The sequence below is a fragment of the Streptomyces sp. NPDC020965 genome (genome assembly GCF_044333555.1).
In the GTDB taxonomy this organism is placed as follows: domain Bacteria; phylum Actinomycetota; class Actinomycetes; order Streptomycetales; family Streptomycetaceae; genus Streptomyces.
In genome coordinates, this window is sequence record NZ_JBIRRE010000003.1 from 252,665 (window position 1) to 268,635 (window position 15,971).

General features: G+C 70.9%; 14 protein-coding genes. 4 read left to right on the forward strand and 10 right to left on the reverse strand.

Translation table 11 applies throughout. The features are described 5' to 3' along the window. Positions 1–10: 10 nt before the first annotated feature. The 5 genes from ACH4S7_RS11605 to ACH4S7_RS11625 form a co-directional block, all read right to left on the reverse strand. Complete coding sequence (locus ACH4S7_RS11605; RefSeq protein WP_398520940.1) at positions 11–805, reverse strand: aldose 1-epimerase; 795 nt, start codon at positions 803–805, stop codon at positions 11–13. 27 nt (positions 806–832) lie between these two features. Further along, complete coding sequence (locus ACH4S7_RS11610; RefSeq protein WP_398520941.1) at positions 833–1,870, reverse strand: carbon monoxide dehydrogenase; 1,038 nt, start codon at positions 1,868–1,870, stop codon at positions 833–835. 175 nt (positions 1,871–2,045) lie between these two features. After that, the gene (locus ACH4S7_RS11615; RefSeq protein ID WP_398520942.1) at positions 2,046–3,644 is read right to left on the reverse strand and encodes a polyamine aminopropyltransferase; all 1,599 of its coding nucleotides are present in this window, start codon (positions 3,642–3,644) and stop codon (positions 2,046–2,048) included. 411 nt (positions 3,645–4,055) lie between these two features. Further along, positions 4,056–4,604, reverse strand: a complete 549-nt coding sequence (locus tag ACH4S7_RS11620) for a DUF2617 family protein (RefSeq protein ID WP_398520943.1) — start codon at positions 4,602–4,604, stop codon at positions 4,056–4,058. A 542-nt stretch (positions 4,605–5,146) separates the two neighbouring features. Then, entirely contained in the window at positions 5,147–5,407 is a 261-nt protein-coding gene (locus tag ACH4S7_RS11625) for a hypothetical protein (protein ID WP_398520944.1), read from the reverse strand. Between the two features lie 173 nt (positions 5,408–5,580). Between ACH4S7_RS11625 and ACH4S7_RS11630 the strand changes: the two genes are divergently transcribed. Further along, a complete protein-coding gene (locus ACH4S7_RS11630; protein WP_398520945.1) occupies positions 5,581–6,783 on the forward strand; it encodes a pyridoxal phosphate-dependent aminotransferase in 1,203 nt (400 codons plus the stop codon). Between the two features lie 143 nt (positions 6,784–6,926). Then, positions 6,927–8,180, forward strand: a complete 1,254-nt coding sequence (locus ACH4S7_RS11635; RefSeq protein WP_398520946.1) for a glycosyltransferase family 39 protein — start codon at positions 6,927–6,929, stop codon at positions 8,178–8,180. Positions 8,181–8,252: 72 nt separating this feature from the next. On the opposite strand, the gene ACH4S7_RS11640 is transcribed toward ACH4S7_RS11635, so the two are convergent. Both ACH4S7_RS11640 and clpB read right to left on the reverse strand, forming a co-directional pair. Further along, positions 8,253–8,807 (reverse strand): YbjN domain-containing protein, encoded by a 555-nt coding sequence (locus tag ACH4S7_RS11640; protein WP_398520947.1) that lies wholly within the window; start codon positions 8,805–8,807, stop codon positions 8,253–8,255. 83 nt (positions 8,808–8,890) lie between these two features. Beyond that, on the reverse strand, positions 8,891–11,488 hold the full coding sequence (gene clpB / locus ACH4S7_RS11645; RefSeq protein ID WP_398520948.1) for an ATP-dependent chaperone ClpB: 2,598 nt from the start codon (positions 11,486–11,488) through the stop codon (positions 8,891–8,893). 140 nt (positions 11,489–11,628) lie between these two features. Here clpB and ACH4S7_RS11650 point away from each other — a divergent pair, with 140 nt between their 5' ends. Further along, positions 11,629–12,033, forward strand: a complete 405-nt coding sequence (locus tag ACH4S7_RS11650; protein WP_398520949.1) for a pyridoxamine 5'-phosphate oxidase family protein — start codon at positions 11,629–11,631, stop codon at positions 12,031–12,033. A gap of 248 nt (positions 12,034–12,281) precedes the next feature. Here ACH4S7_RS11650 and ACH4S7_RS11655 read toward each other — a convergent pair whose 3' ends face one another. Then, positions 12,282–12,602: a (2Fe-2S)-binding protein gene (locus ACH4S7_RS11655; protein WP_398520950.1), complete on the reverse strand. Its 321-nt coding sequence runs from the start codon at positions 12,600–12,602 to the stop codon at positions 12,282–12,284. A gap of 389 nt (positions 12,603–12,991) precedes the next feature. Here ACH4S7_RS11655 and ACH4S7_RS11660 point away from each other — a divergent pair, with 389 nt between their 5' ends. Continuing rightward, a complete protein-coding gene (locus ACH4S7_RS11660; RefSeq protein WP_398520951.1) occupies positions 12,992–13,975 on the forward strand; it encodes a helix-turn-helix transcriptional regulator in 984 nt (327 codons plus the stop codon). Positions 13,976–14,310: 335 nt separating this feature from the next. On the opposite strand, the gene ACH4S7_RS11665 is transcribed toward ACH4S7_RS11660, so the two are convergent. Together ACH4S7_RS11665 and dnaJ are read right to left on the reverse strand one after the other, a co-directional pair. Beyond that, the gene (locus ACH4S7_RS11665; protein WP_398520952.1) at positions 14,311–14,754 is read right to left on the reverse strand and encodes a heat shock protein transcriptional repressor HspR; all 444 of its coding nucleotides are present in this window, start codon (positions 14,752–14,754) and stop codon (positions 14,311–14,313) included. Positions 14,755–14,761: 7 nt separating this feature from the next. Further along, positions 14,762–15,964, reverse strand: coding sequence for a molecular chaperone DnaJ (gene dnaJ / locus ACH4S7_RS11670; protein WP_398520953.1), 1,203 nt, complete (start codon positions 15,962–15,964; stop codon positions 14,762–14,764). Positions 15,965–15,971: the final 7 nt, after the last annotated feature.

Sequence of the window (15,971 nt, forward strand, 5' to 3'; positions counted from 1 at the left end):
GCGGCCCCGCTCAGAGGCGGCGCCAGCTCCAGGTGGTCGAGATCTCCAGCGGGTCGATCGGGGTGACGAGCCGGGGCAGGGTGTTGAGACCGTTCGGCGGGCCGGACTGCGGCTCCACACAGACCGCCTCCGCCTGCTCGTCGTAGATCACCACCCACTCGGCGCGGCTGGTGACCGTCAGCTCCAGTTGTCCGGGCCAGGTGAGCGTCACCGAGACCCCGTCGGGCATCCCGAAGCAGTCGTCCCAGGGGCCGGGCAGCGGTGCGATGCGCTTGCCGGTCGGGAGGTGGTCGTCGCCCCGCTCCTCCTGCCAGGCGGCCTGGAAGTCCAGCTCCACATCGCCCCCGCCGAGATCGCGCCGGAACCAGGGGTGCCAGCCCGCCTGGGCCGGGAAGGACTCGTCGTAGGTCTCGACGCCCAGGGTGAGCGTCAGCGAATCCGCCGTCAGCTCGGCGAGCTGGGTGACGCGTCCGCTGTACGGCCAGGGCTCCGCCAGGTCATGAGTGAAGACCGCATCCGTCGCAGTCGTCCGGACGGTGCGCCAGGCAGCGTCCCTGGCGGTCCCGTGGATGGCGTGCGGGGCCGCGTTGAGGGGCAGTTGATGGACGGTGTCGCCATTGCGGAACCGCCCGTTCTCGACCCGTCCGCACCAGGGGACCATCGGGAAGGAGCCGTACTTCTCGCCCTGTCTCAGCAGCTCGGTGCCACCGACGGTCAGGCTCGCGATACGGCAGCCGTTCTGCGGATCCACGGTCAACTCGACGTCTCCGGCGACCAGCCGGACGTACTTCTCGCTGCTACTCACACCACGACACTACTGGCACCCGCGAACCTACTTCCGGCGGCGCAGCGCCCGGCCGGCGACGACGGCGGAGGCGACCGCGAGGGCGGCGGCGGGCGCGATCCAGCGGAGGGAGAGTCCGGAGCCGCCCGCATCGGGGGCGGGGGCGGGGGCGTACCGTCCGCGCGGCGGCGCGTGATCGACCTCTTCGGCGCTCCGCCCGATCATCGTGCGCCGGGCGTGGGCCGCCTCGGCGGGCGGCTCATCGGGGACTCCGTCGAATTCGTCCAGCTCGTCTTCATCGTCGTCGTGGTCGTCGTCGTCCAGACCGTCCAACTCGCTCAGGTCGTCGGCCAGGTCGGCACCGTCACCGGTTTCCCCGTCGGGTCCGACGGCCGCGTCCGGCAGATCCGACGGGTCAGCGTCGAAGTCCGCGTCGGCCTCGGGCCCGAGGGCGGGCGGCGGCACCGGAGCCCCGAAGAGGGAGGCGTCGCCCGCCGCCCGGCCCTCGTCGGGCTCACCGGCCGGACCGTCATCACCGACGATCCCCAGCCGTTCGGCGTCCTCGCTGCTGACCGGCCCCGGCCCCTCCGCGTCCTCGTCGGGCGCCGACCCCGGCTCGATCGCCACCGTCGACAGCCGTTCGGCGAACCGGTCGAGCAGCCGGTGGGCGGCCGGCTCCGTCGCACTCGACGGCAGCTCCGCCAGCCGGCCCGTCGCCTCGGCCGCCCCGGTGAGGTGGAGCGTCGTACCGCGTTCGGTCTCCGCCAGACGGATCGTCAGGATCACCTTCACCGAGCCGCTGCCCCGTGTCTCCACTCCGTCGCCCTCGACCAGGAAGAGACCATCCGGACCGCCCGGGTCACTCGGGTCACTCGGGTCACCTGGATCGCGCTCCTCGGAGCGCAGGGTGCCGCGATAGGTGATCGAGTGATTGCCGATACGGACCTTCAGCCGCCCCGAGAGCGGCCCGGCCGTGTCATCGGCGTCCTGCTGGAACCCCTGGACACAGCGGGCGAGCCGCGCGGGATCCCGCAGCACCTGTCGGACGGCCTCTGCCGGAACCGGAACGAACACCTCATGCTCCATGGGAGTCGAGCGTACTCAGCGGCGCCGCTCCCGTCTGCCTTTCGGTCCGCGCAGCGCGGGGGCGGCCCCCACACGACCCGGCGCGGGTGGCGTGGGGACGGGCCCGCGTCCCGGCCCGGGTGGCGTGGCTGGGCCGGCGCCTCACCCGGCGCCTCAGACCCGCGGCGACACGGCCTCAGTCCGCGTACCGCGGATGGACCAACGTCGACGGCGGCAGCCCCGGCCGTCTCGTACGCTCCGCGCCCCAGCCGTCGGCGGCCAGTCCGGCCGTGGTCAGCGACCGCAGTGTGGGGGCGCCGATGTCGAGCCCGAGCTGCGGGCCCGTGCCGGGGGCGGCGAGCAGAAAGCCCCAGTCCCGTGGCGCGAACGCCGTACCGGTGGCACGGTCAGGACCGCCGGTGAATCCGGCGCGGCGCCCGGTGGCGCGGTAGGGGGTGGTGCCGAACCCCGCCGCCCGCAGGGTCGCGTCGACGGTCCAGTACGTACGGGTGCGGGAGGCGAGGGGGCCCGCGTGCACCACGAGCCGGCCGTCGTCGGCGAGGGCCCTGGCGACCAACCCGTAGAACTCCTGCGAGTAGAACTTGGTGCTCGGGGTGATGGCGGGATCGGGCAGATCCACGATCACCACCTCATGCGCGGGGCGCGGGGAGCGCAGCCAGGTGAAGGCGTCGCCGGTGATCACCCGGAGGCGGGGGTCGGCGAGGGAGCGTTCATTGAGCGCGGCCAGCGCCGGATCCGTACGGGCGAGGCGGACGACGCCCGGATCGTCCTCGACCACGGTCACCGAATCGACGCCGCGGTAGCGCAACACCTCCCGCGCGGCGAGGCCGTTGCCCCCGCCGAGGATCAGCACCCGGCGGTGCGGGCCGCTCATCGCGGGGTGGACCAGGGACTCGTGGTAGCGGTGCTCGTCGCGTTCGCTGACCCGCAGCCGGCCGTCGACGAAGAGATCGAGCGGGCCGCCAGGGGGCCCGGTGAGCACCACCTCCTGGATGCCGGTGCGGACGGCGACCCGTACCTGATCGCCGTAGACCGCCCGGCGCGCGGCCTCCTCGAAGTCGTCGACGAGCACGGTCGCGGTGCCGAGCACGGCGAGGACGGTCACATTGGCGACGAGCAGCCAGCCGCGCGAGCGGGGGGTGAGGTCGCGGCGGAAGAGCCAGAGCACCAGCGAGCCGCCGACGACCGCGTTGACCGCGCCGGTCAGCAGTCCGCTGGTGAGCTGGCCGAGCCAGGGCAACAGCAGGAACGGGAAGGCGAGACCGCCGACGAGGGCGCCCACGTAGTCGGCGGCGAAGAGATCGGCGACGGTGCCCTCAGCGTCCCGCCGGGAGATTCGCTGGATCAGCGACATCAGCAGCGGGATCTCGGCGCCGATCAGCACCCCGATGGCGAGCGAGAAGGCCACCAACACGGTGCGTGACTCGCCGAACCAGGCAAAGGACGCGTACAGCACCATCGCCGAACAGCCGCCGACCAGCGCGAGCCCCAACTCCAGCAGCCCGAAGCCGACCGCGGCCCGGCAGCGCAGCCGCTTGGCGAGCAGCGAGCCGACACCCATCGCGAAGACCATCAGCGACAGCACCACGGACGCCTGCGTGACCGAGTCACCGATGAGATAGGAGGCGAGGGCGAGCAACTCCAGCTCGTACACCAGTCCACAGGCGGCGCAGACGAAGACCGTCACCAGAACGAGGGACCGGCCGGCCGCTGGGCGCACCGGCAGGGCTGCTTGGCCCTGGGGTGGTGACAGCTGCGGATGCCGGTCGATCATGCGGTAACGCTACGTCACGCTATACATGCGCACTGTCACCCACACGTGTGTACCTGACACACGCGAACGGACGGAACCCGCACCGCGCGGGCCGGAGCGCAACCCGCGCGCGAGGGGAGCGTACCGGCGCCCAAACCGGCGCGCTCCAAGTCGGGCGCCGCCCTGACCGGGGCACCCCACGACGGACGGGCTCACCACGCGGCAAACCCCGGTCCCTCCTCGCGACCGAGCCGTGAGGAGGGACCGGGGTGCGGCGGGGTTCCGGTCCGGGCGGACTTCGACCTCCGGGAGGTCTCCGGGAGGTCTTCGAGGATCAGTCCGCGACGTCAGATGCATGAGGCCCCAGGCCCGCAGGGGCCCAGGCGCCGCCGTCGTCGCGGGACCCCCCGCCGGGAGATCTCCCGAACAGGACTAACGGCGGGCGGACTCCAACGGGCGCGCGGCCCGGGAACCCTGCGAGACGACGCCCACTCTCGTACGGGTGACGACGAGTCGACCCTCCTGCGGATAGGCGTGCCAGGTGCGCCAGCGCACCTGGCCCTGCACCCGCTGCGCCATCATCGCGGTGAAGGCGTGCGGGGAACCGGGAAACGTCCCGGCCAGTGAATTGGGATGATCGGCGACCAGGGCGAGCAACTCCTGCGCGCGCCCGGCGAAAGAGCCCTGCGAGAGGGTCTCGACCCGGGCGGCGAATTCGTACTCCCAGTCACCCACTCTCTTGGCCACGCCCAACGGGAGCGGTGTACTACTCCCGGGCATACAGGCGACGGTCTCGGAGCAACTGCCCCGTTCCTCCTCCAGGAGTACCTGGTGGGAGGCGCCCAGTAGCCTCAGCTGAAGTTGAGCTCCGGAAAGCTCCAGATCGAGAACGGCCAGGGCGGGCAGCGGCTCCCGACCGAGCGCCCAGGCGAGGTCGTCGGCACGGGTATCGGTGTAGGCGGTCTTGAGGATCGTGAGCATGGGTCGGCTCCGCAAACACGCTTCGGCGGTGGACACGAGGACCTGAGCGCCCCTGAGCGGGAGTTCAAGAATGTGGGGGGACCGCCGGCTCAAGGCCGGAAGGCCGGCCCGAGGGCTGGATGGCTCCAACAGGTTCCATCAGCGACTGAATCATGAAGTACGCGGCCCTCACAGTGTTTTTACCCAACTTGAAGGGGTTTCCATCCCCTAGGGGGCCCTGCGGTTCAACTGTTCAACGAAATATGCCTCTGGAATCCACTGAATTCGAGATCAGGAAACGCCCGATACCGACGAAAGGGGCACCTGGTGGAAGTATTCGTTCCCACCAGATGCCCTTACTGCCCCCGCTGCCGATCACCCGCGGCTCCACTTCCGATCCGGCAACGGACACCGGCAACAGATACCGGCTCCGGCACATCGACACCGGATCGGATCGGCCCGGCGCCGGCACATCGGCACCGGCACCGGCACCGGCTGCGGCTGCGGCTGCGGCTGCGGCTGCGGCTGCGGCTGCGGACGGATCGCGGACCAGCTACCCCGTGTTAGCTGCCTCCACCACCGCATCCGCCACCGCCACCACCGCAGGACGAGCCCCCGGAGGAGCCGCAGGAGGAGTGCGAACCCCCGCCACCCGCCCACCAGCCGCCACCACCGGTGTCCGCCGTCGCCCCGGAACCGGAACCGCCGACCCTCCGGCCGGTGCCCGAACGCCGGTAGTCGGTCGGGCGGTAGCCGGTCGGGCGGTTGGCATAGCGCGCGACCGCCCGCACCACCACCACGGTCACGCTGACAATCAACACCATCAGGAAAATCGTCACTGGTCCCACCCCGTCTTTCTTTCCCCCGAAGCGAGCCCCCCGCGCCATCGCGTGACCGCTTCTTCCCTGTCGCTTCTCGCGTGAGAGGGGGATGCCCAACGCCACTCCGCGCCAAAGCGGACTTGAGCAAGTCCAGAGCTTCGGACCAGGATGACCGTATGGCCACCATGGATGCACCCGCGCCCGGCGCACGACCCCTGCTCAATCGGCGACTCGCGGAGTTCGGCACGACGATCTTCGCGGAGATGTCGGCGCTCGCGGTACGGACGGGGTCGATCAACCTCGGCCAGGGCTTTCCCGACACCGACGGCCCCGACGAGATCCGGGAGGCGGCGGTCAAGGCGCTGCGCGACGGCCGGGGCAATCAGTACCCCCCGGGGTCCGGCGTCCCCGAGCTGCGCACGGCCGTCGCCGACCACCAGGAACGCTTCCACGGCCTGCGCCTCGACCCCGACACCGAGGTCCTGGTCACGACGGGCGCCACCGAGGCCATCGCGGCGGCGCTGCTCGCGCTGGTGGAGCCGGGCGACGAGGTGATCGCACTGGAGCCGTACTACGACTCGTACGCGGCCTGTGTGGCGATGGCGGGCGGCCGCCGGGTGCCGGTGACCCTGCGCCCGCGCGACGGCGCGTACCACCTGGACCTCGACGAACTCCGGGACGCGATCACCGACCGCACCCGGCTGATCCTGCTGAACACCCCGCACAACCCGACGGGCACGGTGCTCACCCGCGCCGAACTGGCGGCGATCGCCGCGCTGGCGGTGGAACACGATCTGCTGGTGGTCTCCGACGAGGTCTACGAGCACCTGGTCTTCGACGGCGAGCACATCCCGATCGCGACCTTCCCGGGCATGCGGGAGCGGACGGTCACCATCGGATCGGCGGGCAAGTCGTTCTCGTTCACCGGCTGGAAGGTCGGCTGGGTGACCGCCGCCCCCGAACTGGTGTCGGCGGTGCGCTCCGCCAAGCAGTACCTGACCTATGTGTCGGCGGGGCCGTTCCAGTACGCGGTGGCGGCGGCGCTGCGACTCCCGACGGCGTACTTCGACACCCTGCGCGAGGAGCACCGGACCAAGCGGGACCTGCTGAGCGCGGGACTCGCCGACGCCGGGTTCGGCGTCTACCGGCCGGCCGGCACGTACTTCGTCACCACCGACATCCGCCCCCTGGGCGAGACCGACGGGCACGCCTTCTGCCGCGCCCTGCCGGAGCGCGCCGGTGTGGTGGCCATCCCGAACGCGGTCTTCTACGACCACCGTGAGCAGGGCGCGCCGTTCGTCCGCTTCGCCTTCTGCAAGCGCGACGAGGTCCTGCGGGAGGCCGTCACCCGGCTCCAGGGGCTGCGGGGAGCCCGCTGACCGCGGCCGGGCGCGGGGGCCCCGGGGCCCCTGGAGTGACGTTCAGCCGACCGGGTGGGAACGGTCACCGATCCGGCCCCGTCGGATGCGCAGCGCTCGCGTGAACCCCCGGGGCCGCTCATGGTCGAGTGGAAGAGACCCATGTGCGCGCCCGGAGGTGCCCCCTGTCCGCCGAGACTTCCACCGAGGCGTACGACGAGGCGTTCGACGAGACAGGTGAGACGGCGTACGGCGCGCGCGCGGGCGGGCGGAGGGCGCGCGGCGGGCGGTCCGTGCCCCGCTGGCGGGCCGCGCTGCTCCGGGCCGCCCCCGCGCTCGCCCTCTTCGCGGTGGCGCGGGTGACCGGGATGCTCGTGATGGCCGGCTGGGCCTGGCACATCGACCGACCGCCGCGACGCACCCTCGCCAGGTCCTGGGACTCGGACTGGTACCTCCTGATCGCCGAGAACGGCTACGGCCGCACCCTCCGCTGGCCGGACGGCGCCGTCCAGAGCGATCTCGCCTTCTTCCCGCTCTACCCCGGTCTGGTCCGCGCGATCACCGATGTCACGCCCGTGACCAGCGGCACCGCCGGGCTGCTGGTCTCCTGGACCGCGGCGGGCGCGGCGGCCTGGGGGATCTACGCGATCGGCGAGCGGCTGTACGGGCGGCGCACCGCGACCGCGCTGGTCGTGGTGTGGGGGCTGCTGCCGCACGCCGTGGTGCTGTCGATGGCGTACACCGAACCCGTCCTGACCGCCTTCGCCGCCTGGTCGCTGTACGCGGTCCTCACCCGGCGCTGGCTCTGGGCGGGGGCGCTCGCCGCGCTCGCGGGCCTGGCCCGGCCCAACGGGATCGCGGTGGCGGCGGCGGTGCTCTTGGTCGCCGCGTACGAACTGGTCCGGTGCCGGGGCCGGGGCCCCTGGCGGCTCTGGGCCGGCGCCGCGCTGGCACCCGCGGGCTGGTGCGGCTATGTGCTGTACGTCGGCTTCCGCAAGGGCGATCCGCTCGGCGGCTACTTCGCCGTGCAGCGCGGCTGGACCTCCCGCTTCGACTTCGGCGTCGGGGCGCTGCGGGTGGTGCGGGACATCGTGCTGCGGCCGACGGTGCTGCCGCTGGTGGTGGCCCTGGCGGTGGTGGCCGCCTCGGTGGTGCTGTTCGCGCTGTTCGCGCTGGACCGGCCGCCGCTGGCGCTCGTCGTCTACACCGCCGTACTGGTGCTGATCACGGTGGGCGGCTCCGGCTTCTTCGAGTCCAAGCCGCGTTTCCTGCTGCCCGCGTTCCCGCTGCTGCTGCCGGTGGCGCGGGGACTGGCGAGAGCCCGGCCGGGGACGGCGGTCGTGGTGACCGCCGCCCTGGCCGGGCTCTCCTTCGCCTATGGGGCCTACCTGCTGACCTGGTCCCCGATCGCGCTCTGAGCCGGTCGGGGAGCCGGGCGCCGTGTCCGCTGGGGACGGCTCCAGGGGCCCTTGCCGGAGACCGCGGGGGCCTCAGACCTCGGTGGGCTTCTCGTTTCCGGTGCCGTCGACCGGACCGGCCGCCGTCTCCAGGCCGAGCTGCTCCGCGAGCCACTTGTCGAACTCGATCGCGGCCCGCACCCAACTGACGGTGGAGGAGACGAAGTGCTCCAGATTGACGCCGGTGCCCACCAGCATCTGCGCCTCACCGATGAGACGGATGGTGGCGGGTGCCTCCTCCTCCTCGTCGTGGAGGTGCGTGTAGACCTTCGGCCACAGGGTGCGGCGGTTCCAGTCGTCGATCACATCGAGGATGCGCGGGCGGTCCTCGACCGGCAGCGGCCGGTCGTAGAAGGTCCGGACGGAGAAGACCTGCTGGTCGGCCTCGCCACGGAACATGAAGTACGTGCGGAATTCCTCCCACGGGGCGGCGAGGTCTCCCTCGTCGTCGACGACGTACTTCAGCTCCATCTGGTCGAGGAGCTGCTTGACCAGGTCCTGGTCGGGAACGACGGGGCCCGCCGGTCCTGCGGCCTGCGGCTGGGGCTGGCCCCCGAAATTAGGAATCGAGGACGGATCGATGGTCACCGTGGATTTCCCTTCGTACGGATGCGGCCATCCTCCCCCATGCCGGGGCGGGCGTGGCAACCCCCACCCCGGCCTCGTGACCGCTACAGCGTCTTCCCGGACGCCCGGCCCACGATCAGACCGTCCTCGAACCGGTCCACCCGCACGGTGTCCCCGTCCGTGACCTCGCCCGAGAGGATCTCCTTCGCCAGCCGGTCGCCGATCGCCGTCTGCACCAGCCGGCGCAGCGGACGGGCCCCGTACGCCGGGTCGTTGCCCTCGTCGGCCAGCCACTCCAGCGCCGCTTCGGAGACCTCCAGGGTGAGCCGGCGCTCCGCGAGACGCTTCGCCAGCCGGTCGATCTGAAGCCTGGCGATGAGTTCCAGTTCGTCCTTGGTGAGGGCCGAGAACACCACCAGATCGTCCAGCCGGTTCAGGAATTCCGGCTTGAAAGAGGCCCGTACGACCTCCAGGACCTGCTGCTTCTTCTCCTCCTCGCCGGTCAGCGGCTCGACCAGATACTGGCTGCCCAGATTGGACGTCAGGATCAGGATCGTGTTCCGGAAATCGACCGTGCGGCCCTGTCCGTCGGTCAGCCGGCCGTCGTCGAGCACCTGGAGCAGCACATCGAAGACCTCCGGGTGCGCCTTCTCCACCTCGTCCAGCAGGACCACGCTGTACGGGCGGCGGCGGACCGCCTCGGTGAGCTGGCCGCCCTCCTCGTACCCGATGTAGCCGGGGGGCGCGCCGACCAGCCGGGCGACGCTGTGCTTCTCGCCGTACTCCGACATGTCGATGCGGACCATCGCCCGCTCGTCGTCGAAGAGGAAGTCCGCGAGGGCCTTCGCCAGCTCGGTCTTGCCGACGCCCGTGGGGCCGAGGAAGAGGAACGAACCGGTGGGCCGGTCCGGGTCCGCGATGCCCGCGCGGGTCCGCCGTACCGCGTCGGAGACGGCCTGCACGGCCTCGGACTGGCCGATCAGCCGACGGCCGAGCTCCGACTCCATCCGCAGCAGCTTCCTGGTCTCGCCCTCCAGCAGCCGGCCGGCCGGGATCCCGGTCCAGGCGCCGACCACGTCCGCGATGTCGTCGGGGCCGACCTCCTCCTTGACCATGGTGTCCGTACGGGCCTCCGCCTCGGCCTCGGACGCCTCGGCCAGCTCCCGCTCCAGCGCCGGGATCTCCCCGTACAGCAGTTGGGACGCCGCGTCGAAGTCGCCGTCCCGCTGGGCGCGCTCGGCCTGGCCGCGCAGATCGTCCAGCCGCTCCTTCAGCTCACCGACGCGGTTGAGGCCCTCCTTCTCCTTCTCCCAGCGGGCGGTCAGGCCGCGCAGCTCCTCCTCCTTGTCGGCGAGGTCGCGGCGGAGCTTCTCCAGCCGCTGCTTGGAGGCGGCGTCGGCCTCGTTCTTCAGCGCCAGCTCCTCCATCCGCAGCCGGTCCACGGACCGCTGGAGCTCGTCGATTTCCAGCGGGGAGGAGTCGATCTCCATCCGGAGCCGGGAGGCGGCCTCGTCCACCAGGTCGATCGCCTTGTCCGGCAGGAAGCGGGAGGTGATGTAACGGTCGGAGAGCGTGGCCGCCGCGACCAGCGCCGAGTCGGCGATCTGGACCTTGTGGTGGGCCTCGTACCGGCCCTTGAGACCGCGCAGGATCGCGATCGTGTCCTCGACCGTCGGCTCGGCGACCAGCACCTGCTGGAAGCGCCGCTCCAGCGCCGGGTCCTTCTCGATCCGCTCGCGGTACTCGTCCAGCGTCGTCGCGCCGACCATGCGCAGTTCGCCACGGGCCAGCATCGGCTTGAGCATGTTGCCCGCGTCCATGGCGGAGTCGCCACCGGCGCCCGCACCGACGACGGTGTGCAGCTCGTCGATGAAGGTGATGATCTGGCCGTCGCTCCCCTTGATCTCGGAGAGCACGGTCTTCAGCCGCTCCTCGAACTCGCCCCGGTACTTCGCGCCCGCCACCATCGCGCCGAGGTCGAGCGAGACCAGCCGCTTGTTCTTCAGCGACTCGGGGACATCACCCTTCACGATCCGCTGGGCGAGCCCCTCCACCACGGCGGTCTTGCCGACGCCCGGCTCACCGATGAGCACGGGGTTGTTCTTGGTGCGGCGGGAGAGCACCTGCACCACCCGGCGGATCTCCTGGTCCCGGCCGATGACCGGGTCGAGCTTGCCCTCGCGGGCCGCGGCGGTGAAGTCCGTACCGAACTTCTCCAGCGCCTTGTACTGACCCTCGGGGTCGGCCGTGGTCACCCGGCGTCCACCTCGCACACTTTCGAACGCCTCCAGCAGTTTCTTCGCCGACGCGCCCTGCGCGCTCAGCACTTCTCCGGCCTGGCCGCCCTTGGCGGCGATGCCGATCAACAGATGCTCGGTGGAGAGATAGTCGTCGCCCAGCTCCTTCGCCTGCCGGGCGGCGTCCGCGATGACCGCCAGGAACTCGCGGTTCGGCTGCGGTGGCGCGACCGTCGAGCCGGTGACGCTCGGCTGCGCGCCGAGCACCCGCTCGGCCCCCGCCCGGACGACGGCCTGATCCGCCTCCACGGCGACCAGCAGGTCGATGATGTTCTCATTCTCCTGGGCCGTCAGCAGCGCGAGCAGCAGATGGGCGGGCGTCAGATCCGGATGCCCGTCCGACACCGCCCGGCTGGTGGCCGCGTTGATGGCGTCACGGCTCTTGTTGGTCAGCTCGGCGTCCACGTGCGCTCTCTCCTCCTTGCAGGCAGCGGCTGTTCACTGACACTGACTCATTCAACCTGCATAAAGTTGAGTCTATTCCACTCAACCCGGTCGCGCCATCACGCTGCGGCACCCGCCAGGACAGGACCTAAGCTCGGGGCATGGCGTTCGACGTGCACGATCCCGGTCCCGAGTACCTCGCCTTCTGGCGCGAACACCACCTCTGCACCCTCACCACCCTCCGTCCGGACGGCAGTCCGCACGTGGTGCCGGTGGGGGTGACCTATGAGCCGGAGACGCGGACCGCGCGGGTGATCACCAGCAAGAGCCGTCGGAAGATCGCCAACATCCTGGCCGCGGGCGAGGGCGGGGCGCGGGTGGCGGTCTGTCAGGTGGACCGCGGGCGCTGGGCGACGCTGGAGGGCCGCGCGCGGGTGCGGACGGAGCCGGAGGCGGTGGCGGACGCCGTACGGCGCTACGCGGAGCGGTACAGCCGGGTACCGCGGCCCAACCCGGACCGGGTGGTCATCGAAATCGCGGTGGAGCGGGCGCTCGGGCGCGTATGACGGGCCCCGGCCCGCCGCATGACGGGCCCCGGCGCCTCGGCGCCGGCCGGGGGTACCTCGGCGCCGGCCAGGGGGCGCGCGTACGTTCCGCGCGCCGTCACCGGGACACCGGGCCGGATTTCAGGCTTCCCGGGCACGCGAGTACGGGCGTACGGGAAATGCACAGCGGCGCCATCGCGTTTCAGGTCCGCGATGGCGCCGCTGTGTGGGGGAAGCACCTGAGCGACTTGTAACGACGGGGGAATCGCTCAGGCACTGCGGGGGGTGGCGGTGATGGTGTCGGGCTCGGCCAGCTGTTGGTCACGCTGATCGAGGTTGACAAAAATCATTCCGTACCGGATGGCGCAACGGACGGGCTGTGGAGCTCCGCGGGGTCGGCGAAGGCACCGGTAGGCACGAACGTCCTCGTCCTCCTCGCGCGCCACGACGATCGGCTCTCCAAACAGAGTGACCATCAACGAGTCGCCACGGTGGGGGATTGCCGTGACGAGGTCGATGAAATGCCACCCCGATCGATAAGCCGTAGCCATCTCACGCCGGAAGACCCGGTCGTCCGGTGGAACGGTCATGCTTCTGTGTTGTTGGTCGGAGGGACTCCCCAGGAGGGCTCACCGGGCGTAGTCGTGCCAGCCGTCGGCGCCGAACCCCAGGAGGGCTCACCGAGTGCTCCCGCCCCCGCGTCAGCGGAAGTGAGGCCCCACGAAGGCTCGCCCGTGGTCGCCGCCACCGTGCCGGTGACGGAGCTACCCCAGGAGGGCTCACCGGAAGCCACCGCACCTAGCGCGGCCGCCGCTATGGCAAGAGCACAAAGAGCACGTAGCGTCCTAGACATGGGTGATCTCCACCTCTTTTGATCATTCCTCCTCCCCCGCGCATAAGACGATGTCTCACTCCGAACGCTTGCACCAGCGACGGCAGGCATCATGTTCCTGTAATGCAGGAACCTGAGGGGGTGCATATGACGTCTAATGAGGGCGAATCCGGACACCCTCACGCGGACGGCGAACTGTGCGAGGCGGGGAAAAGTCTTTACATCACCGCACTGCGTACCGGTCGTATCGCCCGGTCAGAAGCCGAATCCACGCCCTGTCTCTTCGATCTCGCCCTGCTGCACCGGGATCCCGACGACCCCCAGTGGCTCCGTCCGGTCCCTCCGACCACCGCGTTGACCCAGCTAATACACCCCATCGAGCGGGAGATCCAGGAGCGGAGACGGCGAACTGTCGCACTGACGGACGCACTTGAGCCGTTCATGGCGTACACCGCTCAGAATTCCACCGCCCCGCAGGGGATAACCGTCCTGGAGGGTCTCAACCGCATCAACGCAACGCTGGATCAGGTCACCGCCGACTGCACCGAGGAGCTGCTCACCGTCCAGCCGGGCAGCGGGCGGCAGCCCCACATCCTGGAGAAGGCGCTGCGCCGGGTGGAACCGCTGATCGAGCGGGGCGTACGGATGCGCACGCTCTACCAACACACCGCACGTCACCACCCCACCACGCTCGCCTATATGGAGCGGGTGGGGCCGGCCGGAGTCGAGGTGCGCACCCTTGAGGAAATAATCGACCGGCTGATCATCGTGGACCGCAAGGTGGCCTTCATCCCGGCGAGCAGCGACCGGCTCTCCGCGCTGGAGCTCCGGCACAAGGGGATCGTCGAGTATCTCGTCGGGGTCTTCGAGCAGTTCTGGCTGCACGGTCTGCCCTGGGAAGAGCCCGTGGCGTACGGGCCCGATCTGGACGGCATCACCGGCGTGCAGCGCTCCATCGCGAAACTACTGGTGGAGGGGCACGTGGATGAGGCCATCGCGCGTCGGCTCGGGATGAACGTACGGACCTGTCGGGCCCACATCGCCAAGCTGGGATCGTCACTGGGCAGCGGCAGCCGTACCCAACTGGGCTATCTCATCGCCCAGTCGGGGATCCTGGAGCACGACTCCTGAACCGGCGCCGGTCTTGGACCGGTGCCGGTTCAGGACCGGCACCGGCTGCCACGGCCGGACCGAGGCATCGCCCCCGCGCCATGTGCGGAGGCAATGCCTCGGCCCGAGCGGGAGTCCGACGCACTGACGGCCCGTCTGAGGGGTTGCCGGACGGTCGACCGGGCCAGGGGGTCGGTACATACCCGGGCGGGCCGCAGAATCCCGCCGAAACACCGGCACGGCCGCCCGCACCCGACACCTCGGCCGAGAACCACGCCCATCGCCCCGGATCGCACGGAAGGCCGCGGCCCCCGGATGATCGGGGGCCGCGGCCTTCCGCGGAGAGATGGGTCGCGCTAATCGGGCCGCTTGGGCCGCCACACCACCAGCGCGCTCGCCTGCTGCACGTCCTGGTACGGCACGAGATCGCGCCGGTACGAGGCGTGCACCTGGGCCTCGCGCTGCCGCATCGCCGTCGCCGCGCCCTCCACCGCCGCCGAGAGCTCGGCGATCCGGTTCTGGAGCGCGGCGACCTGGTTCTCCAGCTCGATGATGCGCTTGATGCCCGCGAGGTTGATCCCCTCGTCCTGCGACAACTGCTGAACGGTGCGCAGCAGTTCGATGTCACGGGCGGAGTAGCGCCGTCCCCGGCCGGCCGTGCGGTCCGGAGAGACCAGGCCCAACCGGTCGTACTGCCGGAGGGTCTGCGGATGCAGACCGGAGAGCTGGGCCGCGATCGAGATCACGTACACCGGCGTCTCATCGGTCAGTTGGTAGGGGTTACGACGCCTTCCGTCCATCACTCACTCACGCTCCGTTCGCGGCCTGGAACAGGTCGGCCCTGGGGTCCACGTCCACGGTGGCTTCGCGGTACGCCTCCAGCGCTTCCTTCGCCTTGTCGCCCAGGTCCTTGGGGATCGCGACCTCGACGGTGACCAGCAGATCGCCGCGAGTGCCGTCCTTGCGGACCGCTCCCTTGCCCCGGGCGCGCATCGTGCGTCCGTTGGGCGTACCGGCCGGGAGCTTCAGGGTGACCGGGGGGCCGGCGAGGGTGGGCACCTTGACCTCGCCGCCGAGCACCGCCTCCGTATAGGCGACGGGCACGGTGACGGTGAGGTTGTCGCCCTTGCGGCCGAAGACCGGGTGGTCGCCCACGTGCACGACGACATACAGATCGCCGGCGGGGCCGCCGCGCTCGCCGGGGGCGCCCTTGCCGCGCAGCCGGATCCGCTGGCCGTCGGAGACGCCCGCCGGAATCCTGACCTGCATGGTCCGCGAGGAACGGGCCCGCCCGCTGCCCTTGCAGACCTCGCAGGGGTCCTGCGCGATCAGACCGCGCCCCTTGCAATCCACACACGGGTCGGTCAGCGAGAAGGAACCGCTGCCGCCGCGCGACACCTGGCCGGTGCCGACACAGGTGGGACAGACCCGGGGGGTGCCGTTCTTGTCGCCGGTGCCCGAGCACGCCTTGCACGCGGCCGAACTGGACATCCGCAGCGGGACCGTGGCCCCGTCGACGGCCTCGGTGAAGCTGAGCGTCACCTCGGACTCGATGTCCTGGCCGCGGCGCGGCTGCACCCGGGTGCCGGACGGACCGGCACCGGTGCCGGCGCCGCGGTTGAACAGCCCGCCGAAGACGTCACCCAGTCCGCCGCCGAAGCCTCCGGCGCCGGTCTGGGCCCCGCCCTGGGCGCCTCCGAAGAGGTCGCCCAGGTCGAAGTTGAACGAGCCGGCGCCGCCGCCCGCGCCGGGACCGGGGCGGAAGCCGCCGTTCCCGAAGAGGGCGCGGGCCTCGTCGTACTCCTTGCGCCGCTTGGGGTCACCGAGGATGTCATTGGCCTCGGAGATCTCCTTGAAGCGCTCCTCCGCCTTGGCGTCGCCCTTGTTGGCGTCCGGGTGGAACTCGCGGGCGAGCTTCCGGTACGCCTTCTTGATCTCGGCCTCGGTCGCGTCCTTGGGGACGCCGAGAACCTTGTAGTAGTCCTTCTCGACGAAGTCCTTCGTGCTCATCGACGTC